At 59.6% G+C, this 25,847-nt stretch carries 24 protein-coding genes, 2 pseudogenes and 1 other annotated feature; of the genes and pseudogenes, 11 read left to right on the top strand and 15 right to left on the bottom strand.

From position 1 onward, the window contains the following. Nucleotides 1-3 precede the first annotated feature (3 nt). Genes oppC through oppF form a run of 3 tightly spaced genes read left to right on the top strand, consistent with a single transcriptional unit; the run spans nt 4 to nt 2,938 of the window. Complete coding sequence (gene oppC / locus D781_RS11730) at nt 4-912, top strand: oligopeptide ABC transporter permease OppC (RefSeq protein ID WP_015672545.1); 909 nt, start codon at nt 4-6, stop codon at nt 910-912. Between the two features lie 11 nt (nt 913-923). After that, complete coding sequence (locus tag D781_RS11725; RefSeq protein ID WP_015672544.1) at nt 924-1,940, top strand: ABC transporter ATP-binding protein; 1,017 nt, start codon at nt 924-926, stop codon at nt 1,938-1,940. Then, the gene (gene oppF, locus D781_RS11720; protein WP_015672543.1) at nt 1,937-2,938 is read left to right on the top strand and encodes a murein tripeptide/oligopeptide ABC transporter ATP binding protein OppF; all 1,002 of its coding nucleotides are present in this window, start codon (nt 1,937-1,939) and stop codon (nt 2,936-2,938) included. Before D781_RS11725 ends, oppF begins: the two co-directional genes overlap by 4 nt. 59 nt (nt 2,939-2,997) lie before the next feature. Here oppF and D781_RS11715 read toward each other — a convergent pair whose 3' ends face one another. After that, nucleotides 2,998-3,321, bottom strand: a complete 324-nt coding sequence (locus tag D781_RS11715) for an HI1450 family dsDNA-mimic protein (RefSeq protein WP_015672542.1) — start codon at nt 3,319-3,321, stop codon at nt 2,998-3,000. A 54-nt stretch (nt 3,322-3,375) separates the two neighbouring features. Further along, nucleotides 3,376-4,836, bottom strand: coding sequence for a cardiolipin synthase (gene cls, locus D781_RS11710; protein ID WP_015672541.1), 1,461 nt, complete (start codon nt 4,834-4,836; stop codon nt 3,376-3,378). A 262-nt stretch (nt 4,837-5,098) separates the two neighbouring features. On the opposite strand from cls, the gene D781_RS23655 reads away from it, so the two are divergent. Continuing rightward, nucleotides 5,099-5,275, top strand: coding sequence for a YciY family protein (locus D781_RS23655; RefSeq protein WP_015672540.1), 177 nt, complete (start codon nt 5,099-5,101; stop codon nt 5,273-5,275). 56 nt (nt 5,276-5,331) lie between these two features. On the opposite strand, the gene D781_RS11705 is transcribed toward D781_RS23655, so the two are convergent. Further along, nucleotides 5,332-6,804: an MFS transporter gene (locus D781_RS11705; RefSeq protein ID WP_015672539.1), complete on the bottom strand. Its 1,473-nt coding sequence runs from the start codon at nt 6,802-6,804 to the stop codon at nt 5,332-5,334. Nucleotides 6,805-6,921: 117 nt separating this feature from the next. On the opposite strand from D781_RS11705, the gene D781_RS11700 reads away from it, so the two are divergent. Beyond that, on the top strand, nt 6,922-7,476 hold the full coding sequence (locus D781_RS11700) for a TetR/AcrR family transcriptional regulator (RefSeq protein WP_015672538.1): 555 nt from the start codon (nt 6,922-6,924) through the stop codon (nt 7,474-7,476). 127 nt (nt 7,477-7,603) lie between these two features. Here the strand turns inward: D781_RS11700 and D781_RS11695 are convergent, their stop codons facing one another. After that, entirely contained in the window at nt 7,604-7,900 is a 297-nt protein-coding gene (locus D781_RS11695; RefSeq protein ID WP_015672537.1) for a YciI family protein, read from the bottom strand. Between the two features lie 165 nt (nt 7,901-8,065). Between D781_RS11695 and D781_RS11690 the strand changes: the two genes are divergently transcribed. Beyond that, nucleotides 8,066-8,722, top strand: a complete 657-nt coding sequence (locus tag D781_RS11690) for an epoxyqueuosine reductase QueH (RefSeq protein ID WP_015672536.1) — start codon at nt 8,066-8,068, stop codon at nt 8,720-8,722. A 41-nt stretch (nt 8,723-8,763) separates the two neighbouring features. On the opposite strand, the gene D781_RS11685 is transcribed toward D781_RS11690, so the two are convergent. Then, nucleotides 8,764-9,570 (bottom strand): helix-turn-helix transcriptional regulator, encoded by an 807-nt coding sequence (locus D781_RS11685; protein ID WP_015672535.1) that lies wholly within the window; start codon nt 9,568-9,570, stop codon nt 8,764-8,766. 276 nt (nt 9,571-9,846) lie between these two features. On the opposite strand from D781_RS11685, the gene D781_RS11680 reads away from it, so the two are divergent. Next, nucleotides 9,847-11,523, top strand: coding sequence for a 2-isopropylmalate synthase (locus D781_RS11680; protein ID WP_015672534.1), 1,677 nt, complete (start codon nt 9,847-9,849; stop codon nt 11,521-11,523). Between the two features lie 290 nt (nt 11,524-11,813). Further along, entirely contained in the window at nt 11,814-12,566 is a 753-nt protein-coding gene (gene tonB, locus D781_RS11675; protein ID WP_015672533.1) for a TonB system transport protein TonB, read from the top strand. Nucleotides 12,567-12,636: 70 nt separating this feature from the next. Here tonB and yciA read toward each other — a convergent pair whose 3' ends face one another. Then, on the bottom strand, nt 12,637-13,068 hold the full coding sequence (yciA, locus tag D781_RS11670; protein WP_015672532.1) for an acyl-CoA thioester hydrolase YciA: 432 nt from the start codon (nt 13,066-13,068) through the stop codon (nt 12,637-12,639). Nucleotides 13,069-13,144: 76 nt separating this feature from the next. Beyond that, complete coding sequence (locus D781_RS11665) at nt 13,145-13,684, bottom strand: septation protein A (RefSeq protein ID WP_015672531.1); 540 nt, start codon at nt 13,682-13,684, stop codon at nt 13,145-13,147. Nucleotides 13,685-14,058: 374 nt separating this feature from the next. On the opposite strand from D781_RS11665, the pseudogene D781_RS11655 reads away from it, so the two are divergent. Further along, nucleotides 14,059-15,304, top strand: a pseudogene (locus tag D781_RS11655) (IS3 family transposase). Nucleotides 15,305-15,319: 15 nt separating this feature from the next. On the opposite strand, the gene D781_RS11650 reads toward D781_RS11655, so the two are convergent. Further along, nucleotides 15,320-16,072 carry a YciC family protein gene (locus tag D781_RS11650; protein ID WP_015672530.1) on the bottom strand — a complete coding sequence of 251 codons (753 nt, stop codon included), beginning with the start codon at nt 16,070-16,072 and terminating at the stop codon, nt 15,320-15,322. 31 nt (nt 16,073-16,103) lie between these two features. Further along, nucleotides 16,104-16,544 (bottom strand): YkgJ family cysteine cluster protein, encoded by a 441-nt coding sequence (locus D781_RS11645; RefSeq protein WP_015672529.1) that lies wholly within the window; start codon nt 16,542-16,544, stop codon nt 16,104-16,106. Nucleotides 16,545-16,832: 288 nt separating this feature from the next. Here D781_RS11645 and ompW point away from each other — a divergent pair, with 288 nt between their 5' ends. Next, nucleotides 16,833-17,489, top strand: coding sequence for an outer membrane protein OmpW (gene ompW / locus D781_RS11640; protein ID WP_041412123.1), 657 nt, complete (start codon nt 16,833-16,835; stop codon nt 17,487-17,489). A gap of 53 nt (nt 17,490-17,542) precedes the next feature. Here the strand turns inward: ompW and D781_RS11635 are convergent, their stop codons facing one another. The 6 genes and pseudogenes from D781_RS11635 to D781_RS11605 all read right to left on the bottom strand — a co-directional run bounded on the left by D781_RS11635 (nt 17,543) and on the right by D781_RS11605 (nt 24,590). Then, a complete protein-coding gene (locus tag D781_RS11635; protein WP_015672527.1) occupies nt 17,543-17,857 on the bottom strand; it encodes a BON domain-containing protein in 315 nt (104 codons plus the stop codon). Between the two features lie 172 nt (nt 17,858-18,029). Further along, nucleotides 18,030-18,836 carry a tryptophan synthase subunit alpha gene (gene trpA, locus D781_RS11630; protein ID WP_015672526.1) on the bottom strand — a complete coding sequence of 269 codons (807 nt, stop codon included), beginning with the start codon at nt 18,834-18,836 and terminating at the stop codon, nt 18,030-18,032. After that, nucleotides 18,836-20,026 (bottom strand): tryptophan synthase subunit beta, encoded by a 1,191-nt coding sequence (trpB, locus tag D781_RS11625; protein ID WP_015672525.1) that lies wholly within the window; start codon nt 20,024-20,026, stop codon nt 18,836-18,838. Before trpB ends, trpA begins: the two co-directional genes overlap by 1 nt. 45 nt (nt 20,027-20,071) lie before the next feature. After that, nucleotides 20,072-21,433 (bottom strand): bifunctional indole-3-glycerol-phosphate synthase TrpC/phosphoribosylanthranilate isomerase TrpF, encoded by a 1,362-nt coding sequence (trpCF, locus tag D781_RS11620; RefSeq protein ID WP_015672524.1) that lies wholly within the window; start codon nt 21,431-21,433, stop codon nt 20,072-20,074. 3 nt (nt 21,434-21,436) lie between these two features. Further along, nucleotides 21,437-23,034 (bottom strand): annotated as a pseudogene (gene trpD / locus D781_RS24135) (bifunctional anthranilate synthase glutamate amidotransferase component TrpG/anthranilate phosphoribosyltransferase TrpD). Next, nucleotides 23,034-24,590, bottom strand: coding sequence for an anthranilate synthase component 1 (locus tag D781_RS11605; protein WP_015672521.1), 1,557 nt, complete (start codon nt 24,588-24,590; stop codon nt 23,034-23,036). Before D781_RS11605 ends, trpD begins: the two are co-directional and overlap by 1 nt. A gap of 28 nt (nt 24,591-24,618) precedes the next feature. Next, nucleotides 24,619-24,721, bottom strand: a sequence feature (Trp leader region). Nucleotides 24,722-24,969: 248 nt separating this feature from the next. On the opposite strand from D781_RS11605, the gene D781_RS11600 reads away from it, so the two are divergent. Next, nucleotides 24,970-25,845 (top strand): PHP domain-containing protein, encoded by an 876-nt coding sequence (locus tag D781_RS11600; RefSeq protein ID WP_015672520.1) that lies wholly within the window; start codon nt 24,970-24,972, stop codon nt 25,843-25,845. Nucleotides 25,846-25,847: the final 2 nt, after the last annotated feature.

Genomic DNA, 25,847 nt, shown 5'->3' with positions numbered 1-25,847 from the left:
CCAATGATGTTGACGAAAAAGAACAGCGAAGCTCTGGAAAACTTCAGCGAGAAGCTGGAGGTGGAAGGGCGCAGCCTGTGGCAGGACGCCCGCCGGCGCTTTATGCATAACCGCGCGGCCCTGAGCAGCCTGGTTGTGCTGGCGCTGATCACCCTGTTTGTGATTATCGCGCCGTGGCTGTCGCAGTTTGCGTATGACGATACCGATTGGGGGATGATGTCGGCGCCGCCGGATATGGAATCCGCCCACTATTTCGGCACGGACTCCTCCGGCCGCGATCTGCTGGTGCGCGTGGCCATCGGCGGGCGCATCTCCCTGATGGTTGGCGTGGCGGCGGCGCTGGTGGCGGTGGTGGTCGGCACCCTGTACGGCTCGCTGTCCGGCTATTTGGGCGGCAAGGTTGACTCGGTGATGATGCGCCTGCTGGAGATCCTCAACTCCTTCCCGTTTATGTTCTTCGTGATCCTGCTGGTGACCTTCTTTGGTCAGAATATTTTCCTGATCTTCGTGGCGATCGGCATGGTGTCGTGGCTGGATATGGCGCGTATCGTACGCGGCCAGACGTTGAGCCTGAAGCGTAAAGAGTTTATTGAAGCGGCGCTGGTGTGCGGCGTCTCCACCCGTAACATCGTGCTGCGCCATATCGTGCCGAACGTGCTGGGGGTGGTGGTGGTGTATGCCTCGCTGCTGGTGCCCAGCATGATCCTGTTTGAATCCTTCCTCAGCTTCCTCGGGCTGGGGACGCAGGAGCCGTTAAGCAGCTGGGGTGCCTTGCTCAGCGACGGCGCCAACTCGATGGAGGTTTCACCGTGGCTGCTGCTGTTCCCGGCCGGTTTCCTGGTGGTCACCCTGTTTTGTTTCAACTTTATCGGCGATGGCCTGCGTGACGCCCTCGACCCGAAAGACCGTTAAGGAGCGCCATCATGACTACCCTTGAATATCCGCAGGCTGCTGCCGCACAGGCGGCCGACGGCGCGCCGCTGCTGGACGTGCGCGATTTGCGCGTGACCTTCTCGACGCCGGACGGCGACGTGACGGCGGTTAACGATCTCAACTTCGATCTGCGCGCCGGCGAAACGCTGGGCATCGTCGGTGAATCCGGCTCCGGCAAATCGCAGACCGCGTTCGCCCTGATGGGGCTGTTGGCGGCCAACGGCCGTATCGGCGGTTCGGCGCGCTTTAACGGCCGGGAAATTCTCAACCTGCCGGAGAAGCAGTTAAACCGGCTGCGCGCCGAAGAGATTTCGATGATCTTCCAGGACCCGATGACCTCGCTCAATCCTTATATGCGCGTGGGCGAGCAGCTGATGGAAGTGCTGATGCTGCATAAGAACATGAGCAAAAGCGAGGCGTTTGAAGAGTCGGTGCGGATGCTGGATGCGGTAAAAATGCCGGAGGCGCGCAAGCGCATGCGGATGTATCCCCATGAATTTTCGGGCGGGATGCGTCAGCGGGTGATGATCGCCATGGCGCTGCTGTGCCGGCCGAAGCTGCTGATCGCCGACGAACCGACCACCGCGCTGGATGTCACGGTGCAGGCGCAGATTATGACCTTGCTGAACGAGCTGAAGCACGAGTTCAATACCGCCATTATTATGATTACCCACGACCTGGGGGTGGTGGCCGGTATCTGCAATAAGGTGCTGGTGATGTACGCCGGCCGCACCATGGAGTACGGCAGCGCCCGCGACGTGTTCTACCACCCGAGCCATCCGTACTCGATCGGCCTGCTCAACGCAGTGCCGCGCCTTGACGCCGAGGGCGAATCGCTGCTGACCATCCCCGGTAACCCGCCAAACCTGCTGCGGCTGCCGAAAGGCTGCCCGTTCCAGCCGCGCTGTCCGCATGCCATGGATCAGTGCGCGAGCGCTCCCGCGTTGGAGCCGTTTGGTGAAGGGCGCCTGCGCGCCTGTTTCAAGCCGGTGGAGGCGTTGGTATGACTACAGCAACCGAAAAGAAAGTGCTGCTCGAAGTGGCCGATTTAAAGGTGCACTTTGATATTAATGATGACAAACGGTGGTTCTGGCAGCCGTCAAAAACCCTGAAGGCGGTAGACGGCGTAACGCTGCGGCTGTTTGAGGGGGAAACGCTGGGCGTGGTGGGGGAATCCGGCTGCGGCAAGTCCACCTTCGCCCGGGCGATTATTGGCCTGGTCAAGGCCACCAGCGGCAGGGTAGCCTGGCTGGGCAAAGATCTGCTTGGCATGAGCGACGCGGACTGGCGTCAGGCCCGCAGCGATATCCAGATGATCTTCCAGGACCCGCTGGCGTCGCTGAACCCGCGTATGACCATCGGCGACATCATCGCCGAACCGCTGCGCACCTACTACCCGAAGATGCCGCGCCAGGAAGTGCGCGACAAGGTGCAGGCGATGATGATGAAGGTCGGTCTGCTGCCGAACCTGGTCAACCGCTATCCGCACGAGTTCTCCGGCGGCCAGTGCCAGCGCATCGGCATCGCCCGCGCGCTGATTCTGGAGCCGAAGCTGGTGATTTGCGATGAGCCGGTGTCGGCGCTGGATGTCTCGATTCAGGCGCAGGTGGTCAATCTGCTGCAGCAGCTGCAGCGTGAGATGGGGCTGTCGCTGATCTTTATCGCCCACGATCTGGCGGTGGTGAAGCATATCTCCGATCGCGTGCTGGTGATGTACCTTGGCCATGCGGTGGAGCTGGGCACCTACGACGAGGTGTACCATAATCCGCAGCACCCTTATACCAAGGCGCTGATGTCGGCGGTGCCGGTGCCCGATCCGGATAAAGAGCAGGATAAGCAGATCCAGCTGCTGGAAGGGGAACTGCCTTCGCCGATTAACCCGCCTTCCGGCTGCGTTTTCCGTACGCGCTGCCCGATCGCCGGGCCGGAGTGCGCCAAAACGCGTCCGCTGCTGGAGGGCAGCTTCCGCCATGCGGTCTCCTGTCTGAAGGTTGACCCGCTGTAACCGGAGGCGCTAAAACAAAAAAACCTGCCGCGGCAGGTTTTTTTATGCTTACCTTGTGGTTACTCTTTCCACAGGATATGGCACAGCTTGTGGTCTTTTTCGCGGCAGATCAGCACGCGGGCAAACACGTCGTTGATCGGCTCGCCGTCGCTTTCCGCCAGGCCAATCACCACTTCTGCGAAGAAGTCCGGGTTCAGGTCGTAATCGACGTGCTCCTGCCAGTCTTCCGCCGGATCGTACAGCTCGGCGCCACCGCGCTCCTCAAACTGCAGGTTGAACAGCAGAATATCCGCCGGATCCAGATTGTCGCCGGCCAGTTCGAGGAAAATATCGTATGCCTGTTCCAGCGTTTCGTCTTCGGTAAGGCGGTTATTCAAATCCATAAAAAATTCCAGTCATAGATGATGAAGCTGATAGTAAACCATGCCCGACGCTAATTACAGCAGCGGGCTGAAAAAGTAAAATACGCGCTCAAGAATGCGGTGCCAGAACGGCCGCTTCTGCCACTCTCTGGCCTCCAGCAGCTGGGAGCGGGCGATATAGTCATCCTGGACGCAGGCCAGATCGCTGCCGAAGCCGTCATCATCGATCACCAGCGTGATTTCAAAATTCAGCCACAGGCTGCGCATATCCAGATTCACCGTGCCCACCAGGCTCAGTTGGCCGTCGACCAGCACGCTCTTGGTATGCAGCAGGCCGCCTTCGAACTGGTAGATTTTCACCCCGGCTTCCAGCAGTTCGGAGAAGAAGGCCCGGCTGGCCCAGCGCACCATCATCGAGTCGTTATCGCGCGGTACGATAATGCTGACCTCCACGCCGCGCAGCGCGGCGGTGCAGATGGCGTGCAGCAGGTCGTCGCTCGGCACGAAGTAGGGAGTGGTCATAATCAGCTGTTCACGGGCGGAATAGACCGCCGTCAGCAGCGCCTGGTGGATCATTTCCTCCGGGAAGCCGGGGCCGGAGGCGATCACCTGAATGGTGTGGCCGCTTTCCTGCTCGAACGGCATGATATTCATATCCGGCGGCGGCGGCAGGATGCGTTTACCGGTTTCAATTTCCCAGTCGCAGGCGTAGACAATCCCCATGGTGGTGGCGACCGGGCCTTCCATGCGCGCCATCAGATCGATCCACTGGCCGACGCCGGCGTCCTGCTTGAAATAGCGCGGATCCACCATATTCATGCTGCCGGTATAGGCGATGTAATTGTCGATCAGCACCACCTTGCGGTGCTGGCGCAGGTCCATACGGCGCAGGAAGACGCGGAACAGATTCACCTTCAGCGCCTCGACCACTTCGATGCCGGCATTGCGCATCATGTTCGGATACGGGCTGCGGAAGAACTGCAGGCTGCCGGCGGAGTCGAGCATCACGCGGCAGTGGACGCCGCGGCGTGCGGCGGCCATCAGCGATTCGGCGACCTGATCGGCCAGCCCGCCGGGCTGCCAAATATAGAACACCATCTCGATATTGTGCCGCGCCAGCTCAATATCGCGGATCATTGCCTTCAGCGTGGCGTCGGTGGTGGTCAGCAGCTGCAGCTGGTTGCCCTTGACGCCGTCGATGCCCTGACGCCGGTGGCAGAGCTGGAACAGCGGCCGCGCCACCTCGCTGTATTGCGTGGCGAAAATACGGCGGCTTTCCTTCAGCTCATTCAGCCAGCGTGCGGTAGAGGGCCACATGGCCTTGGCGCGCTCGGCGCGTCGTTTCCCCAGATGCAGCTCGCCGAACGAGAGATAGGCGACGATGCCGACCAGCGGCAGAATGTAGATAATCAACAGCCAGGCCATGGCAGAAGGCACGGCGCGACGCTTCATTAAAATACGCAGGGTAACACCGGCGATAAGTAGCCAGTAGCCGAACACCAGCAGCCAACTGATTACGGTATAAAATGTTGTCATAAAGGCGAAAAATCCCGTTCGCAAACCACCAACGATGAGTGTACGCACAGATCACGCAAGGGGAAACCTTTTCCCGGATCTTAGGTGACATAAATATGGCGAATGAAACCAGAATGGCAAGCGGGGAAATAACTTTTTATTTGCCATAGGGCGTCGTTTATTACTGTTTCGTTGCATCACGGGCGGCCGGACGGGGTGCAGGCGAGGGGGCGAAAGGTATATAATGCCCGGCGTTTGGCAATGACGTATAAGTGGTAAAATTATGAGACGCAGTAGAAATGAAGTGGCCCGTTGGCGGATGATGCGACAGAATCAGCGGCGCAGACATCGCTGGCTGGAGCGCCAGTCGCGGGGGTATCGGCATATTATGCAGGTGCGCCGTCTCCTGGATAATCAGCACCGGCGTTCCTTGTTGTTTACTGTGTCTTGCGAATGGTGAAACGCCGGCGAGACCGCTGAAAAAACAGTCCCTGACGGGACTGTTTTTCGTTGGGGCTAGGGCTTCATCGCGCGGGCAAGCGCCGCGGCGCCGACGGCCATCAGCGCCGCGGCGGCGGCCAGCACGGCAATAAAGGCCTGATCAAAAGAGGCGCGCGCCAGATTAATCAGCGTCGCCCCCTGAGCCGCACTCAGTTCACCGGCCTGGCGCAATGCCTCGTCCAGACTGTCATAGGCCAGCGGCGTGACCGGCAGATCGGCGGGCAGCAACAGGCTGTAGCTGTAAACCACGGTCATCAGGCCGCCCAGCAGCGTGATGCCCAGTACGCTGCCCAGCTCATAGGCCACGTCCTCAATCGACGCCGCCATACCGGATTTTTCCTCCGGCGCATTAAGCATAATGGCGGTGGAGGCGGCGGTAATGGCGCCCCCGAGGCCAAAGCCGGCGGCGAATAACAGGGTTAGCTGCCACAGCGGCGCGCCGTGATAACAGCCGATCAGCCCGGCGACGGCCAGCGTGGTCAGCAGCAGACCGCCCAGAATCAGACGGCGCTCCCCCCAGCGCGGCAGCAGCAGCCCCGCCAGCGGGCCGGAAAGGGCGGAGGCTAACGGAATAGGCAGGATAAACAGCCCGGCCTGCAGCGGACTCAGACCGTTGACCAACTGCAGTCGCTGGCTCAGCACCAGTTCAATGCCCACCAGCGCGACCATCGAGATCACCGCCACGGCGACGCCGCTGGCGAATAGCCGGTTGCTGAACAACGTGAAATCAATCATCGGCGATGTCGCCCGGCGCTGGCGCCGCGCGAACAGCGTTAAAAACAGCAGCCCCAGGGTGGCGGAAAGCGCCAGAATCGGCAGCGACGGCTGGGTCTTGCTCAGCTCTTTCAGCGCATAAATACTGCTGACCAGCCCCACCATAATTTGCAGCGAACCCGCTATGTCAAAGGGGCGCCGGCTATTGCCGCCGCACTGGGGAATCAGCCGCCAGGCCAGCGGCAGCACCACCAATACCACCGGGACGTTGATCAGAAATACCGAACCCCACCAGAAATATTCCAGCAGGATACCGCCGACCACCGGCCCGACCGCAGCGCCGCCGGAGGCGACCGCCGACCAGATGCCGATTGCCAGCGCCCGTTCGCCCGGCTCGGTAAACACGTGGCGCACAATGGAGAGCGTCGCCGGCATCATCATGGCGGCGCCGATGGCTAAAAAGGCGCGCGCGGCAATCAGGATGGCGGCGCTGGGAGCAAAGGCGGCGCACAAGGAGGCGACGGCAAACGTCGGCAGCCCGGCGATAAACATTTTTTTGTGGCCGATGCGGTCGCTGAGCATGCCGGCGCCCGGCAACAGACCGGCGACCACCAGCGGATAGGCGTTAACGATCCACAACTTCTCCGATGCGCTGGCTTCCAGCGCCGTCGTCAGACGCGGCAACGCGGTATACAGCACGGTCATATCAATAATAATTAAAAAAAGCGCGCTGGAGATCATTGCCAGGATCAACCAGCGGTTATTTGCGTGCATAATGACATCCTAAACAGAGCCGAGACGGCATAACGCCGCCGTAACGTATCCCCAAAATGTTGTGGGGTTAATGCGCATACTATAAATCCGTACGTTCGTATTGAAAAGGGGAATGTAATGGGGCGACAGCGAAGTATCGATCGTGACCGTGTATTGGATGCGGCGGAAGAAATCATTGCGACGCAGGGGGCATCCGGCCTGACGATTGATTCGGTGGCGAAGGCCATGGGGATTTCAAAGGGCGGCGTGCAGTACTGCTTCGGCAGTAAGGATGCGCTGATCGACGCCATGTTTGACCGCTGGGGCAAGGCCTATGACAACGTCTTCAACCAGATTGCCGGCGACGATCCTGCGCCGCTGACTCGGGTGCGGGCGCATATGCTGGCGACCTGTAATTCCGATCATACCTCCAGCGCCAAGGCGGCGGGCCTGATGGCCACCCTGATACAAACGCCGGAACACCTGCAGAGCAGCCGCGAGTGGTACCGCGAGCGGATTGAGGGCCTTGATCTGGAGAGTGAAGAGGATAAACGCGCCCGGCTGGCGTTTCTGGCGACCGAAGGGGCCTTTATGCTGCGTTACTTTGGCCTGATGGAGATCTCCGAGCAGGAGTGGGCATCCATGTTTGCTGATATGCAGCGCTATATCCTGGATGCACAGTCAGAGTCATAAAAGTGCCGGCATCGCCTATCGCACTGATAGATGGCGATGCCCGGTGCGGCGGAGTATGTTTACAGCACACAACATATTCCCTCGAAGAACCCACTTGGCCAGCGACTCCGCGCTGGCTTTTTTTTGCTTAAAACACCTGTTTGAACGGTTTGACCACGACCTCACCGTACACGCCGGCGGCCACGTAGGGATCCTGCTGCGCCCACTGCTGCGCCTCGCTCAGCGAGGCGAACTCGGCGATCACCGTTGAACCGGTAAAGCCGGCGCTGCCGGGATCGTTGCTGTCGATGGCGGGGTTTGGTCCGGCCACTACCAGACGGCCCTCATCGCGCAGCGCCTGCAGGCGGGCGAGGTGCGCCGGGCGTACCGACAGACGGTTTTCCAGCGAGTCGGGCAGATCCTGCGCATAGATCAGATACAGCATGTTTCACCTTTAAAATCATCGTTATATCGGGGAAAACCAAAGTAGCCTAAAAGCGTCGGCAAAGAAATGATTTTTGCGGGGGCTGGCGTTAATGCCTTGAAGGCGCTAGTTTTTATTCGTATAGTGCGCCCGCATCAGGGTGAAGAGAAGCATTAAGGTGAAAGTATGACGGAATTTGTGCGGGAAAAACTCAATCTGCCGGCGGGGAAAAGCAGGCTGCTGCTGCACTCGTGCTGCGCACCCTGTTCAGGCGAGGTGATGGAGGCGATTCAGGCTTCCGGCATCGATTATGCCATCTTCTTTTACAACCCCAATATCCATCCGCAGAAAGAGTATCTGTTGCGCAAAGAGGAGAATATTCGGTTCGCGCGGCAGCACGGCGTGCCGATCATTGATGCGGATTATGACACTGACAATTGGTTCGCCCGCGCCAAAGGGATGGAGCACGAGCCGGAGCGCGGTATCCGCTGCACCATGTGCTTCGATATGCGCTTCGAACGTACGGCGCTGTACGCCCATGAGCACGGCTATGACGTTATCTCCAGCTCGTTGGGTATCTCGCGCTGGAAGAATATGCAGCAAATTACCGACTGCGGCATCCGCGCCGCGCAGAAATATCCTGAACTGACGTATTGGGATTATAACTGGCGTAAGAAGGGCGGCGCATCGCGCATGATCGACATCAGCAAGCGCGAACGTTTTTATCAGCAGGAGTATTGCGGCTGCGTCTATTCGCTGCGCGACACCAACCTGCACCGTAAAGCGCAGGGGCGTCCGTTAATCAAGCTGGGCGTGCTGTATTACGGTGATGAGGAGGAGTAATCCTGCTCTGCCAGGCCGAATGAAGTGCGGGTAACCGCGAATTATCTCTTCGCCGCAAAGGCGGAAGGCGGTTGTCCGAATTGTCGACCGAACGCCGTGGTGTAGGCGCTGTGGCTGTCGTAGCCGCTCGCTAGCGCCACCTGCGTTATCGGCATTCCCTGCATCAATAGCGTCAGCGACGACATCAACCGCAGTTGCTGACGCCATTTGCCAAAGGTCATGCCGGTCGCTCGGAGAAAGCGCCGGTGGAAGGTTTTATCCCCCATCGCCAGCCTGCCGGCCCACTCAACGGCGCTGGCCGTATCGCCAGGATTATCCAATAGCGCCCGGCACACGTGCTGTATCGGGCTGTCAGCATCGCCCGCAGGCCACGGCAGATGAAGCGGCAGAGCCGGCTGGGCGTGGAGCTCTTCGACCAACAGTTCACCGAGCAAATGCAGGCGTTTAGCGGCGATGGTCTGGTGGTCGGCTTGCGCCAGCGCCATGATCAACTCGCGCAGCAGGCCGGAGACGTGAACCACGCAATCATGCGGCGGCAGGCGGGCGCAAACATCATCGCGCACGAACAGGCCGTACGCCTGGAGCGCCACGGGAACAGCCAGACCGTGCGCCACGCCGGAGCGCAGCCAGACCGCCGCCGTGGGGGGCACCAGCCATTGCCCGCTTTCCGCTTCCACGCGTAATAGGCCTTGATTGGCATAGATCAGATGGCCGTACGCATGCCGGTGCCGGGGCACGATATGGCCTGCCGGGTAGCGTACGGCGACACCGAATACCGGCAAACCACGGGCATCTTTTGCGCTCAGGTCGAGCGCCTGACCGCCGTCCTCAGGAGAGTAAAAACCCATGCCGCCGCACTTTGTCCAAATAAATAAAGAATATGTCTATTTTTATGTAGATGGACGCCAGGCGCAAGCCTAATATCGAAGGCAGACGATCTACTGGGGCTATTCAATGATGTGCACACTTGGGCTTTGGCAACGGCTACTTACTCTGGCTCCCGGTCGGGGTCTGCGCGCGCCCGTTCGCGCCATGACCCATCCTGATTCCCCCTGACCCCGACCACCGTCAGCTTGTTCCGAGCCAGGGGAATCGGGTGCTAACGATTCCCCAGGAGTATTTTTATGCTGACCGATCCTTCCCAGAAATATCGTCCCATCCCACCGATCGCTATTGCCGATCGTCAATGGCCATCGCGTACCCTGACGCAGGCCCCGATCTGGCTGTCCACCGATTTGCGCGACGGCAACCAGGCGCTGTTCGAACCGATGAATCGCGAGCGCAAGCTGCGCCTGTTCCATAAACTGGTGCAAATCGGCTTCAAAGAGATTGAAGTGGGTTTCCCCGCCGCTTCGCGCACTGATTTCGAGATTGTGCGCCATCTGATTGACGCAGACCAGATTCCCGCCGACGTGACCCCGATGGTGATGACGCAGCTGCGTGACGATCTGATTGCAGAGACGGTGCGCAGCGTGGCAGGCGCACGGCGGGTGATTGTGCATTTCTACAATGCCATCGCTCCCGCCTGGCGCGAGATTGTGTTCGGCATGAGCGTGCCGCAGATTATCGACATGGTAGAACGCCACATTGCGCTGTTCAGGCAACTGACGGCCGCTCACCCGGAAACCGAATGGGTCTTGCAATACTCGCCTGAAACGTTCTGCATGGCCGAGCTGGATGTTTCACTGGCCGTCTGCAACGCCGCCATTCGCGCCTGGGATGCCGGGCCGCAGCGGCCGATGATTGTCAACCTGCCGAGCACGGTCGAAGTCGCTACGCCCAACGTCTTCGCCGACCAGATTGAATGGATGCACCGGCGGCTGGAACGGCGCGAGCACCTCGTGCTGTCCGTACATCCGCACAATGATCGGGGAACCGGTGTGGCCTGCGCGGAACTGGCGATGCTGGCCGGCGCGCAACGGGTTGAAGGTTGCCTGTTTGGCAATGGCGAGCGCAGTGGCAACGTCGATGTGGTGACGCTGGCGCTGAATCTGTATACGCAGGGCATCGCGCCTGGATTGGATTTTTCCGACATCGCGGCGATTGCCCGCGTGGCGGAGGAGTGTACCGCGCTGCCTATTCACCCGCGACATCCGTATGTCGGCGATCTGGTATTTACGGCGTTCTCCGGCTCGCATCAGGATGCTATCGCCAAGGGGCTGAGTGCGCAAAAGGGGGATGCGCTTTGGCGCGTGCCTTATCTGCCGATTGACCCCAAAGACCTGGGCCGCACCTATGACAGCATCGTGCGCGTCAATAGCCAGTCAGGAAAGGGCGGTATCGCGTTTTTACTGCAGCGCGACCACGGTATCACCATGCCGCGTCGCATGCAGGTGGAGTTCAGCGCTATCGTCCAGGCCTTGGCCGACGCCAGCGAAACGGAGCTGACCAGCGAGCAAATTTGGGCGCTGTTCGAACGCACTTACCTGAGCCCGGTGCGGGAACGCTCCGGCTTCATCTATCGCGGCCATCGCCTGTTCGAACATGCACACGGGCAAGGCATCACGCTGGAGATGGCGGATGCGGATGGCAACATCAGGAGCATCGAGGGGATAGGCAACGGCCCGATTGCCGCGACGGTGGCGGCGTTGGGCCAGTCGTTACGCATCGACAGTTATGAGGAGCGCAGCCTGGGCGCGGGGTCCGATGCGACGGCGTTGGCGATTGTGGAGGCGGCGATGCCCGGCGTGCCAGGCGCGCGTTTTGGCGTGGGCCGGCACGGGAACATAGTAACGGCTTCGGTACTGGCGGTGTTGAGCGCGGCGGCCCGGTTCTCGACGATGGATGACGCGGCTGACTGACAGGCCTCCCATCGCGTGGCATCTTTTTGCATACGGTAAACATCGTGCTTGCATAGCATCTCAAGCCTTGCGTGATTGATACGCAGGGCTTTTTTGTGCCCGACAGGAGAACAACAGGTTAAAAAAACGTGTAACGGCGGCACAGAAAGGCTAACGGCGGGTTAAGCATTTGGCGTTTTTGGCAGCGGAAGAGGCGAATCATGCCGATTACAGCGATAGTTTGCCGTTCGTTATTGAATATGATTGCTATTTGCATTTAAACTTGGCGAATCAGAGGAAACTGAACCATTATGCTGCTAAAAAAGATGTTCCCAATTCGCCGTTTGTCAGTGCCGATTGTCCTCTCCGTTGGCTTACACAGCGCCCTGGTGGCCGCTTTACTCTATGCTTCCGTTAAGGAAGTGGTGATGCCGCCTAAACCTGAGGATGCGCCAATCAGCGTCATGATGGTCAATACCGCCGCGCTGGCGGAACCGCCGCCGCCGGCGCCCGCCGAGCCGGAGCCCGAGCCGCAGGTGGAGCCGGAACCGGAGCCAGAACCGATCCCGGAACCGCCGCCGGTGCCAAAAGCGATTCCCAAGCCGGAACCGGTGAAGCCGAAACCGAAGCCTAAGCCAAAACCTAAGCCGAAGGTGGAAAAAACGGTTAAGCGCGAACCGAAAAAAGTCGAGCCGCGTCAGCCTTCGCCGTTTGAAAATGATGCGCCGTCCAAGCCGGTTGATAAAGCGCCGGTGAAGCAGGCGCCGTCCGCGCCGGTGCAGGGGCATTCAACCGATACCGGGCCGAAGCCGCTCAGCCGCGTTGCGCCGTCCTACCCGCCGCGCGCCCAGGCGCTGCAGATTGAAGGCAAGGTCAGGGTGCAGTTTGACGTTGACAGCGATGGCCGCATCAGCAACGTACGCATTTTGTCGGCCCAGCCGCGCAATATGTTTGAGCGCGAGGTGAAGCAGGCGATGCGTAAGTGGCGCTATGAGCCAAAAGCCGCGAAAGACCGTATCGTTAATATTCAGTTCAAGCTGGACGGCACCGCCTCGCTGAATTGATAGCGGACGCGCCGACAAAGAAAAAGGGTCGCTCTAGAGCGACCCTTGTTGTTTCTGCAGTGGCTGCGGCTTACTCTTCAAAACCGACGCGAAAGTTCATCTTGCCGTCCGGCAGCGCGCGCGGGTTGCCTTCATCATCCACCGCCACATAGGTAAACAGCGCCTCGGTGGCGCGATAGCGTTGGCCAATCGGTGAGGTGGACACCTTCTTCACCCACACTTCAACATTGATGGTAATCGAGCTGCGCCCGGTACGGATACAGTGAGCATAGCAGCACACCACATCACCGACGGCGACCGGCTTAAGAAACGTCATGCCGTCGACGCGCACCGTTACGACGCGGCCTTCGGCGATCTCTTTGGCCTGAATCGCGCCGCCGATATCCATCTGCGACATCAGCCAGCCGCCAAAAATATCGCCGTTGGCGTTAGTATCCGCCGGCATGGCCAGCGTACGGAGCACCAGCTCCCCGCTGGGTAATGGTCGTTGTTGTTGTGTCATAGTCGTTTATTTTTTTGAGAATTGGATCACATTATACTGCCCGCAGTTGTCGCCACGGGCATTAACAATTTTGTAACTATTTTTTCTGTTCTTCCGGCATATGCTTATAAATATAGACGCCGCTCAGCAGGGTGAACACCAGCGTCAGCGCGGTTAGGCCAAAGACTTTAAAGTTGACCCATACGCTCTGCGGCAGCCAGAAGGCCACGTAGATATTGGCCAGCCCGCAGGCGAGGAAGAACAGCGCCCAGGCCAGATTGAGATTGCTCCAGATGCGATCCGGCAGCGTCAGCTCTTTACCCAGCATCCGCTGGATCAGCGGTTTTTTCAGCACCAGCTGGCTGACCAGCAGCGCGATGGCGAACAGCGCGTAAATCACCGTGACTTTCCATTTGATAAACAGATCGCTGTGGAACACCAGCGTCAGCGTGCCGAAGACTGCCACCATCAGGAAAGTGATCAGCGTCATTTTTTCTACCTTGCGGTATTTCACCCAGGTGAACACCAACGCCAGCGCGGTCGCCACGATCAGCGCGCCGGAAGCGACGTAAATATCGTAGAGCTTATAAAACGCAAAAAAGACAATTAACGGGAGAAAATCAAGAAACTGCTTCATAAATCAATCCATCATCTGTTCGTCGGCCGACTATACCGGATTCGGCCGGATCTGTGTACCGCCGGGGGGTGCTGATTATCGGCGTTTTGTCCGCGGATTTCCGCTATCCGGGCAAGAATTTGCATAACATTACCAACGTGCGTTCCGGCCATGTTACCCACCCGACGCAATAGCGTCCGTTAATAATTTACCATGGAAAGCGGTCAGCGCCAGCGCGGCCGGATAAGCAGGGCGTTATTTAGTGACGCTGTCACCTATTGGCGCGCGACGAACCGGGAAAATAAAAGGGCACGCTGAAGCGTGCCCTTGATTGTTTGCTGTGACCCGTCCTAAATAACGTTGACACATTTTACTCACGTACAGAGGAAAATGTGATGAACCAGTATGTTAAACGCACACAACGCGATTACTCTCTATCCTTTAAGTTAGCCGTTGTCGAACAGGTCGAAAAAGGTGAAATGACTTGTCGTCAGGCCGCAGACCGTTATGGTATCCAAGGCAACGCAACCGTCATGAACTGGCTGCGCAAATACGGTCAACTTGACTGGCGGACTTCTCCTTCCCCCCAAAAGTGCGGAGGCAACATGCCCAAACTTCCCCTGACGCCCGAACAGCGAATTAAAGAACTTGAGCAGCAACTGGCTGAATCTGAAGTCAAAGCCCAGTTCTTCGAAGCCGTCGTCAAAGTGATGAATACCGACTTTGGTGCTACGCTGACAAAAAAGCAGTTAACCGCCTTATCGCGCAAACACAAGTACCGGGACTCACAGTAACGCGGGCCTGCCGATGGATGGGCATCAGCCGACAAGCGTGGTATCAGTCTCTGCAGCGAGAGGCAGGCAGAGAGGAGCAGGCCCGGCATCTCGTCGCACAGGTAACGGCTATCCGCTTGCATCAGCCCCGACTGGGGACGCGTAAGTTGCATCACCTGTTGCGGCAACGCCCGGAACCGGCGTTGCATGTGGGCCGCGACCGGCTGTTCAGTATCCTGCGCTGCGCGCGGTTACTGGTGATGCCTAAACGGGCATATCACAAGACGACGCACAGCCATCATCGTTTTTATCGCCATCCCAACCTGCTGAAAGCAGGAGACAATCAAGTAATAGCCAGCCGTCCGGAACAGGTGTGGGTGGCGGATATCACCTACCTGCCGCTGAGGACGGGAACGGCGTATGTCAGCCTGATAACGGATGCCTGGTCGAGAAAAATCGTGGGGTATCATGTACATGACAGTCTGCATACCCGACACGTCGCCTGCGCGTTCAAAATGGCGCTGGCCGGCAGACGCACGACGTTGCCGCTGGTGCACCACTCGGATAGGGGTATCCAGTACTGTTCGCAGGAATATCAGGCGTTACATCAAAGGTATGGTGTCACTTGCTCGATGACGGACGGGTATGACTGTTACCAGAATGCGCTGGCGGAACGGGTAAATGGGATACTTAAAACGGAATATCTGCTCGGCAGGCCAGAAGACATCGTACAGGCAAAAAAGATGGTCAGGGAGTCGGTGAACATCTACAACACACAGCGGCCGCACCTGTCGCTGAAATACAAAACGCCCGATGAGGTTCATCGGGCGTTATCCGGCTGAAAAGTGTCAACCTATATCAGGACTAGTCACTGACGCGGCGATCAGTGGCGCAGCAGCATATACAGACGGAACAGGTACACCAGCAGCAGCGCGGTCACCAGGTTGCTCAACGCGGTCAGCACCACGCCGGCGACGCTTGGCACCAGCGCCGAGAGGTGGCTGACCAGCAGCAACACCAGCAGCTTGGCCGCCAGCCACAGCATCATGGCCGGTACGATCAGCCGGGCGTTGGCAAAGGCCAGCTTGGCGCTCTGACGCAGTGAGGCGAACACCCCTTGCTTATCCGCAGAGCAGATCACCGGCGCCAGCGAAAAGGCGATGGCGATAATCACCCCGGGCACGACAAACAGCGTCAGGCCGAGCTGAATCAGCAGGGTACAGATAAACAGCAGCAGCAGCAGGCGCGGCAGCTCCGGCGCGGAAGCGCCAATCGCCCGCAGCGCGCTGACCGGCTGACCCTGAGAAACCAGGCGGATCAGCGTCAGCATCCCGCCGACCAACAGCAGATTCCCCACCAGCGCGGCAAAGGTGGCGGCCGCTGATTTCTTCAGCATCACCACTTGCTGTTCCGGGGTCATCTGCGCCACAAACTCCTGCAGCCCCATCCCGGCGGATGAGGAGAGCTCTGAAAACGCGGCGTCCAGTATCTTGAGCTGCTCGGCGTCGGGCTGGAATGCCTGATCGAGCACGATCGAAATAAACGCGGTCAGCAGCGACAGCAGCAGGATTGTGGCCAGCTGGTTGCGGAAAAAGTTAAAACTGTCACGGTACACAGTGTTAGCCGTGATAGACATGCAGACTCCTTGACGTCGGGAACAGAGATAATCAGTGGTGGATTGTACCTTGTTCCGGCTCGCTGTGGCACCCCGCAAGCGCTATGGCGCTGATTTCTTCAGCGATTATCGTCTCCGGCAGCGTAAGCGGCAGGGCAACGGGCAGCGGCGGCAGGCCGTAGCGTTCGCGTGCGCGGTCACAGGCCTCATTACGCAGGCCGTTTTCGCCGGAGGCGTCAAACTCGCGGCACGGCGTCGGCCGGTTCAGATAAATAGAACAGGATACGGCCCGGCCGATTTCACCGTCGAGCGCGGTGCAGCGCGGGGACTTGCTGTTGGTCCCCTGCATACAGCGCAGGAACGGAGTTAACGGCTCGGTAAGCGCACTTGGCACTATGCCGCCGCCGTCATCGCCTTCAGCCCAATAAAACGACACGCGAAAATAGGCGCAGCACGCGCCACAACTTACACAGGGATTGAGAATTTCGCTCATCTTGATTGCCACCATCTCCTAACGGCCACCAACCAAAACCAACAGGGAGCGGAAAAATTACTCAGCGCCATCTGTTTCCGCAACTGAAATTTCACGTGTTTACATTTTTCGCAACAAATGGCCTTTTTTGACCTAGATCAATTCTAGATTTATTAATCGCTTAGCTAACCCTGATTTTTGTGCGAATTAATATTTTTACACATAAGATGTGATCTCCGTGCGATCAAAAATACCTTGTAATAGGTATATTCGGCAGGGCTAGAAACCACACATATGGAATGGATAATGATGAAGAAGACTACTTTAGCAGTGGTATTGGCGGCGATGGTTGCGCCAATGGTGCCAATGGCGGCAAGTGCGCATCAGGCCGGGGATTTCCTGCTGCGCGCCGGTGCGGCGACGGTGCGTCCGACCACCGGTTCGGATGACGTGCTGGGTCAGGGGTCGTTCAGCGCCAGCAACAATACCCAGCTCGGGCTGACTTTCGGCTATATGGTGACGGACAATATCGGCGTTGAATTACTCGCGGCAACCCCGTTCCGTCATAAGGTGTCGCTCAGCGGCCAGGCGGTCAGCGGCGATATCGCCACGGTGCATCACCTGCCGCCGACGCTGATGGCGCAATATTACTTTGGCGATCGCCAAGACAAACTGCGTCCTTACATGGGCGTGGGCGTCAACTACACCACCTTCTTTGATGAGAAATTCAATCAGAAAGGCAAGGACACCGGGCTGAGCAACCTGAGTCTGAAAGATTCCTGGGGCGTCGCCGCGCAGGCCGGTCTGGACTATAACCTGGATGAGCACTGGATGCTGAACATGTCAGTGTGGTGGATGAACATCGAAACCAAAGTGCGCTTTAACGATGCGGACGGCGGCAATCACAGCATCGATACGCGCCTGGATCCTTGGGTGTTTATGTTCGGCGCCGGTTACCGCTTCTAAGCCAAAACCGATGTCTTCTGATGGGGAGGCGCCCTGCAGCGCCTCCTTAGCGTTTACTTCAACTGCATCACGTTTTCTACCGATTTCACGCCGGCGACGCCGCGGGTAACCTGCACCGCACGGTCGGCGTCTGCGCTGGAGCTGACAAAACCGCTTAGCTGTACGCGTCCTTTAAAGGTTTCCACGCCGATCTCCCGCGATTTGATATTTTTATCCGCCAGCAGCGCCGACTTCACCTTGGTGGTGATGACCGTGTCGTCAATATAGCCGCCCGTTCCTTCTGATTTCGCCGTCGGCGCGCAGGCCGTTACCGCCAGCGCCACTACGCCGGCCATACACAGAGCTGCAAGGGTTTTAAATAGCTTCATAGTTACTCTCCATGCCATGTTATTTTTTTTACCACAGATTATCTTGGTCTGCGGGGAGCAGACATCACAAGTGTGAAACAACGGGCGGATTAGTCAATCAGATAACGGGAAATATAGTGAGGTTATTCTTAAATATACCGGGCGCGTGGGGCGCACCCGGTAAAGTCAGGGCTTAGCCGCGGGTGGCGGCCTTCATCTCACTGACGAACTTGCCCAGCCTGGCAAGCATCTCTGCCGGCTGTTGCTGATGCTGTTCAATGATTTTCACGATGGCGGAGCCGGAAATCGCCCCGGCGGCGCCAGCCTGCAAGGCGTCACGCACCTGAGACGGCTCCGAAATACCAAACCCCTGCAGCGCAGGTGCAGCATGGTATTCACGCAGCGTATTGACCAGGTGGCTCAGCGGCTGCTGGGCGCGGCTTTCGGTGCCGGTGACACCGGCGCGGGACAGCAGATAGGTGTAACCGCGGCCGTGCGACGAAATCTCCCGCAGCAGATCGTCATTGGCGTTCGGCGGGCAAATAAAGATCGGCGCAATATCGTGACGCAGCGCGGCGGCGCGGAACGGCGCGGACTCTTCAAACGGCACGTCGGCCACCAGCACCGAATCCACGCCGACGTCGGCGCAGCGCTGATAAAAATTATCAATGCCCTTATGGAACACCAGGTTGGCGTACATCAGCAGGCCGATAGGAATATCGGGGTGCTTCTGCCGGATGACCGCCAGCATCTCAAAGCACTGGCTTGGTGTCACGCCGGCAGCAAAGGCGCGCAGCGTGGCGTTCTGAATCGTCGGGCCGTCCGCCAGCGGATCGGAGAAGGGTATGCCCAGCTCCAGCGCGTCCGCGCCGTTTTCAATCAGCGTATCGATAATCTGCAGCGACAGCGTCGGGTTGGGGTCGCCCAGCGTGACAAACGGCACGAAGGCGCCTTCCTGCCGGCTTGCCAGGCGTTTGAACAGTTGCTGATAACGTTCCATCACATTTCTCCCCGTGCTTTCAGAATATCGTGAACGGTAAATATGTCTTTATCTCCGCGGCCGGATAGGTTCACCACCAGAATTTGCTCTTTCTGCGGCGTTTCACGGATCATTTTCAAGGCGTGCGCCAGCGCGTGGGAGGATTCCAGCGCCGGGATGATGCCTTCGTGGCGCGAGAGCGCCTTAAAGGCCTCCAGCGCTTCGTCATCGGTGACGGAGACATAGTCCGCCCGGCCGATACTGTTCAGATGGGCGTGCTGCGGCCCGACGGACGGGAAGTCCAGCCCGGCGGAGATCGAATAGGACTCTTCGATCTGGCCTTCCGCGGTCTGCATCATCGGCGACTTCATGCCAAAGTAGATGCCGACGTGGCCGTGTTTCAGCGGTGCGCCGTGCTGGCCGGTTTCGATACCCAGCCCGGCAGGTTCTACGCCGATCAGTTTGACGCTGGTTTCATCGATAAAATCAGCGAACATGCCGATGGCGTTGGAGCCGCCGCCGACGCAGGCCAATACCGCATCCGGCAGGCGACCTTCGCGTTCCTGCACCTGGGCCTTGGTCTCTTCGCCGATCATGCGCTGGAATTCGCGGACGATGGTCGGATAGGGATGCGGGCCGGCGGCGGTGCCTAACATGTAGTGCGCCTTATCATAGCTGGCGGACCAGTCGCGTAGCGCTTCGTTACAGGCGTCTTTCAGCGTGGCGGAGCCGCTGTGCACCGGAATCACCTCGGCGCCCATCAGCCGCATGCGGAAGACGTTCGGCGACTGGCGCTCAACGTCTTTGGCGCCCATATAAACCCGGCACTTCAGTCCCAGCAGCGCGCTGGCCAGCGCCGACGCCACGCCGTGCTGGCCGGCGCCGGTTTCGGCGATAATTTCGGTCTTGCCCATGCGTTTCGCCAGCAGCGCCTGTCCCAGCACCTGGTTGGTTTTGTGGGCGCCGCCGTGCAGCAGGTCTTCACGTTTCAGATACAGTTTGGTGTTAGTGCCGGCGGTCAGGTTTTTACACAGCGTCAGCGCGGTAGGGCGCCCGGCGTAGTTTTTCAGCAGGTCGATAAATTCGGCCTGAAACTCTGGATCGCGCTGGGCGCTGACAAAGGCTTCTTCCAGTTGGATCAAAGCCGGCATCAGAATTTGCGGCACGTACATTCCGCCAAATTCACCAAAGTAGGGGTTAAGCAGCGTCATGGAGATTCCCGTCCTATGCGTTAATTCGTTAAAAATGTCTGTCGTTCAATACGCGCGCAGAGTCTGGAAGACGGCACTCAGGCGCTGTGCGTCTTTGATGCCGGGTTCGCTCTCTACCCCGGAATTGAAATCCAGACCGGCGCAGCCGAGCTGTGCGGCTTCGATACAGTTGTCGGCGCTCAGGCCGCCGGCCAGCAGCACGTTATCCAGCGTTTCGCCGTGCAGTACGCTCCAGTCGAAGCGCTGGCCGGTGCCGCCGGCGCCGTTATCCAGCAGGTAACGGTCGACGTGCTGCAGATTGCGCGCCGGCACCTGCGTTTTGACGCTCAGGGCTTTCCAGATCTGGCAGCCGGCGGGCAGGCGTGCGCGCAGGGCGCTGATATAGTCCTGATCTTCGGCGCCGTGCAGCTGTACGGCGCGCAGGCCCAGGCGTTCAACGGTCTGCACCACGGTGTCGACCTGTGCGTCGCAGAACACGCCGACGTATTTCAGCGGCGCGCCGGCGATCACTTCGCGCGCGCGGCTGATGTCCACATAACGCGGTGAGCGGCCGACAAAAATCAGCCCGCCATAGTTGGCGCCGGCCTGATAGGCCGCAGCGGCGTCCTGCGGACGGGTCAGGCCGCAGACTTTATTGTCGCCGAGGATCACGCGGCGCACCGCCGCGTGCAGATCCGGCTCAGACATCAGCGCGCTGCCGATCAGAAAACCGTTGGCAAAGCGGCTGAGCTCGCGGATCTGGCCGTAGTTATTGATGCCGGATTCGCTGATCACCGTGACGCCGTGCGGCACCTGCGGCGCCAGCGTGCGGGTGCGGTCCAGGTCGATACTCAGGTCGCGCAGATCGCGGTTGTTGATGCCGACCACCTTGGCGCCGAGCGCAATCGCCCGCTGCAGCTCTTCCTCGCTGATCACTTCGGTCAGCACGCCCATCTCCAGGCTGTGCGCGACGGCCGCCAGCTGGCGGTACTGCTCGTCGCTGAGCACTGAAAGCATCAGCAAAATGGCGTCGGCCTGATAGTGGCGCGCCAGGTAAATCTGGTACGGATCGATGATAAAGTCTTTGCACAATACCGGCTGGCTGACGGCGTTGCTGACCAGCGGCAGGAAGTCAAAGCTGCCCTGGAAGTACTTTTCATCGGTCAGTACGGAAATGGCCGAGGCGTACTCTTTATACACGCCGGCGATCTCCGCCGGATTAAAATCTTCCCGAATCAGCCCCTTGGAGGGCGAGGCTTTCTTGCATTCGAGAATAAACGCCGTTCTGGTGCCTTGCAGCGCATGATAAAAACTGCGTTTGCTGGGCGTCAGCTGGTGCTGAAAGCTGTCCAGCGGCTGCTGTTGCTGTCGTGCTGCGACCCAGTGCGCCTTATCACGAACAATCTTGTTGAGCACGGTTTCCTGCATCATTTATCCTCTTGCTGCCAGCGCGATCACGCGCTCATAGGCTTGGCCGCTGTCAATCATCGCTAATGCCTGCTGCGCGTTTTGGCGCAGATCTTCCTGTCCGAACAATTTCAGCAGTAACGCGACGTTAGCCGCGACTGCTGCGGCGTGAGCAGGCTCGCCTTTACCTTGTAACAACCGCGCCAGAATGTCACGGTTTTCTTCCGGCGTACCGCCCAGCAGCGCCTCCAGCGGGTAGCTCGACAGGCCGAACGATTCCGGCGTCAGGGTATAGGTGGTGATGTCGCCGTTATTCAGTTCCGCTACCTGCGTGCTGGTGTGGATCGCCACTTCGTCCATGCCGCCGCCGTGCACCACGGCGGCGCGCTGATAGCCCAGCACTCGCAGCGTTTCAGCGATCGGCAATACCAGTTCGGGGCTGTAAACGCCGATCAGCGCCAGCGGCGGCCGCGCCGGGTTAATCAGCGGCCCCAGCACGTTGAACACCGTGCGGGTTTTCAGCTGCTGACGCACCGGCATCGCGTGGCGGAACCCGGTGTGGTACTGCGGGGCGAACAGAAAACAGACGCCCAAATCATCCAGCGCCTGCCGCGCCTGTTCGGCCGGCAGATCCAGACGGATGCCGAAGGCCGCCAACAGATCGGAAGAGCCCGAACGGCTGGAGACGCTGCGGTTGCCGTGTTTGGCCACCCGGGCGCCGCACGCCGCCGCGACAAAGGCGCTGGCGGTGGAGATATTGATGCTGTTGGTGCCGTCGCCGCCGGTGCCGACGATATCGGCAAACGGGTAATCCGGGCGTGGGAACGGCTCGGCATCCGCCAGCAGCGCCTTGGCCGCGCCGGCAATTTCCGCTGGCTGCTCGCCGCGCACCTTCATGCTGATTAGCGCGGCGGCCAGCTGGCTGGCTTCCAGTTCGCCGCGCACGATGGCGCTGAACAACTGCTGACTTTCCTGCTGGTTCAGCGATTCGGCGCGGTACAGTTTTTCAAGAATAGGCTGCATTATTCTGCCCCCCTTGGCGGCTGCGCCAACGCCCAGGTCAGCGTTTGTTCCAGCAGGCGCGCACCATCGGTAGTTAAGATCGATTCCGGGTGAAACTGGAAGCCGCAGACGCGATCGGCGTCGTGCCGCACCGCCATCACCATATCGCCAAATTGGGCGTTGACCGTCAGGGCGGTGGGGATATTGCTGCCCACCAGCGAATGGTAGCGCGCGACCGGCAGCGGGTTTGCCATGCCGGCAAACATCGCGTCATCGTCGTGGCGAATGGCCGAGGCTTTGCCGTGCAGGATCTCGCCGGCCTGACCAACGTGGCCGCCGTAGGCCTCCACGATCGCCTGATGCCCCAGACAGATACCGATAATCGGCAGCCGGCCGCGCAGGCGCTGCAGCAGTTCCGGCATACAGCCGGCGTCGGCCGGTGCGCCAGGCCCCGGCGACAGCATCAGCACCGGCTGTTCCAGCTGATTCAGCCGGTCGATAATCACCTCGGCGGCGATCTGATTGCGGTAAATCACCACCTGATGACCGCTGGCGCGCAGCTGGTCCACCAGGTTGTAGGTAAATGAGTCGACGTTGTCGAGCAGTAAGATATCGGCCATCAGAACACCTCCTTGGCATGATGCGCGGTGGCGATGGCGCGCAGCACGGCGCGTGCTTTGTTGCGGGTTTCGTCGGCTTCCGCCTGCGGAACGGAATCGAGCACCACGCCGGCGCCGGCCTGCACGGTGGCGATGCCGTCCTCCACATAGGCGGAACGAATGACGATGCAGGTATCCAGATCGCCGGTAGCGGTGAAGTAGCCCACCGCACCGCCGTAGCTGCCGCGGCGGCTGCCTTCACTGTCGGCAATCAGCTGCATGGCGCGCACCTTCGGCGCACCGCTCAGCGTGCCCATATTCATGCAGGCCTGATAGGCGTGCAGCACGTCCAGATCCTGACGCAGCGTACCCACTACCCGCGACACCAGGTGCATCACGAAGGAGTAGCGGTCCACTTTGGTCAAATCGGCCACGTAGCGGCTGCCGGCCTGGCAGATGCGCGCCAGATCGTTGCGCGCCAGATCGACCAGCATCAGGTGCTCCGCCAGCTCTTTATGGTCGGTGCGCATCTCCAGTTCAATGCGGCTGTCGAGATCCCGATCCAGCGAGCCGTCTTTTCTGCGGCCGCGCGGGCGGGTGCCGGCAATCGGGTAAATTTCTATCTGCCGGTTGCTCGCGTCATATTTCAGCGCGCTCTCCGGCGAAGCGCCGAACAGCGTGAAGTCGTTGTCCTGCATATAGAACATATACGGGCTGGGGTTGTTGTCCTTCAGCGTCTGGTAGGCGGCGAGCGGCGCCGGACAAGGCAGAGAGAAGCGGCGCGACGGCACCACCTGGAAGATTTCCCCGTGGCGGATCGCCTGCTGCATCTCGCTGACCACCGCGCCGTACTGTTCATCGCTCTGGTTGCAGCTTAGCTGCATCGTTTCCAGCGTCTGATGCGGGATCGGCTGCGGCGTTTGCTTCAGCTGCTGCTGTACCTGCTGCAGACGCTGTTGCAGACGCTGCTGCTCAGCATCGTCGCCGGTGAATACGCTGGCCTGCAGGCGGGCGACGCCGTGCTGGTGATCCAGCACCAGCAGCGTTTCCGCCAGATAGAAGCAGAAGTCCGGGCAGCGCTGGTCCTGGCGCAGCTGCGGCAGATCTTCAAAACCGGCCACCAGATCGTAGGCGAACAGGCCGCCCAGCATCATCGCCTCGCGTTCGTCGGCCGGGGAGTCGACCAGCTTGAGCAGCGTGCGCAGCGCGTCGAATACCGACAGCGAACGCAGACGCGCGTCTTCATCCTGCACCGCATCAATCGGCGGGAAGGTCAGTTCACGGCCGTAGGGGCGCACCGCAATCTGCACCTCGTCCGGCAGCGCCTCATCCAGCAGCGGCAGCAGCGCGGCGCCGTTGGCGGTCAGCGCCTGCAGGCTGACCTGGCGTCCCAGCGCGGTAATGCGCAGCGCGCTGTCGATCACCAGCAGGCTCTGCAGATCCTGTTTGCTTTCAATTTCCGCCGACTCCAGCAGCAGCGTAGCCGGCCGGGCGCCGCACAGTTGGTGGAACAGGGTGGTGGGGTCGCCCCGGTAGCTGGCCTGCGCCTTGAGTAATGTCAGTTGTGGTTTGCTCATTGACTGTACTTCCCGTTAAATCTTGTCCAAAAAAAAGCCCGCATAACGGCGGGCCTGGAGAATCTGCATTGTCGGATGACAGGTATGCGTGATTACACCGCCCGCGAAAGGGAGGTACGCCACCAACGAAGAAGAGAGAGCTGCGGTTTGTTCATTGTCGTATTCTCGCTAATTATCATCCAACACGGGGATTGCCGTGAACTTGTGTACTAGTTAACTGGTTCGTGCTGGCGATGTCAACCCCTTTTAACGGGGAATGTTTTTATCCGCGTGGTGAATTATTTTCAGCCAACCGCACCGTCGGGGCGGGAGAATAGATTTCCGTCCGGGTGGCATTAGCGGTTATGATAAAAAGCTAAGCCATTGCAGGATATTTCTTTTGACTGACAGCACATCGCCATCCTCCGCCTTTACCCTGTACGATCTTCATAGCCATACCACCGCCTCAGACGGTTCCTGCACGCCAGCGCAGCTGGTGCTGCGGGCGGCGGAAATGCGCGTCGGGGTACTGGCGATTACCGACCACGACACCACCGACGGGCTGGCGGCGGCTGCGGCGGCCATTGCCCAGCATGCGCTGCCGCTGCAGCTGGTCAACGGCGTGGAGATCTCCACCCTGTGGGAAAATCACGAGATCCATATCGTCGGTCTGGGCATCGATCCGGCCCATCCGGCGATGGTGCAGCTGTTGGCGGAGCAGATTGCACGGCGCCAGCAGCGCGCGCAGGAGATCGGCGTACGTCTGGCCAAGGCGCGTATTGACGGCGCCTTCGAAGGCGCGCAGCGGCTGGCAGACGGCGGGGCGGTGACGCGCGGACACTTTGCCCGCTATCTGGTGGAGGTCGGCGCCGCTGACAATATCGGCCAGGTGTTTAAAAAATATCTGGCCAAGGGGAAAACCGGCTACGTTCCGCCACGGTGGTGTACAATAGAACAAGCTATTGATGTGATTCATCAATCCGGCGGACAGGCGGTGGTCGCCCACCCCGGCCGCTATGATTTAACGGCGAAATGGCTAAAACGCCTGCTGGCGTATTTTGCCGAGCACGGTGGTGATGCGATGGAGGTCGCACAGTGTCAGCAGGCGCCGAACGAACGCACGCAGCTGGCGCAGTACGCCCGGGATTTTCAGCTGTTGGCGTCGCAGGGCTCGGATTTTCACCGGCCCTGCTCGTGGATTGAACTGGGGCGCAAGCTGTGGCTGCCCGCCGGCGTTGAGCCGGTGTGGCGCGACTGGCTGCCGGCGCGGCAATGATT

The organism is Serratia sp. FGI94 (assembly GCF_000330865.1).
GTDB lineage: Bacteria > Pseudomonadota > Gammaproteobacteria > Enterobacterales > Enterobacteriaceae > Serratia_B > Serratia_B rubidaea.
This window is presented reverse-complemented; position numbering and strand designations above follow the sequence as displayed.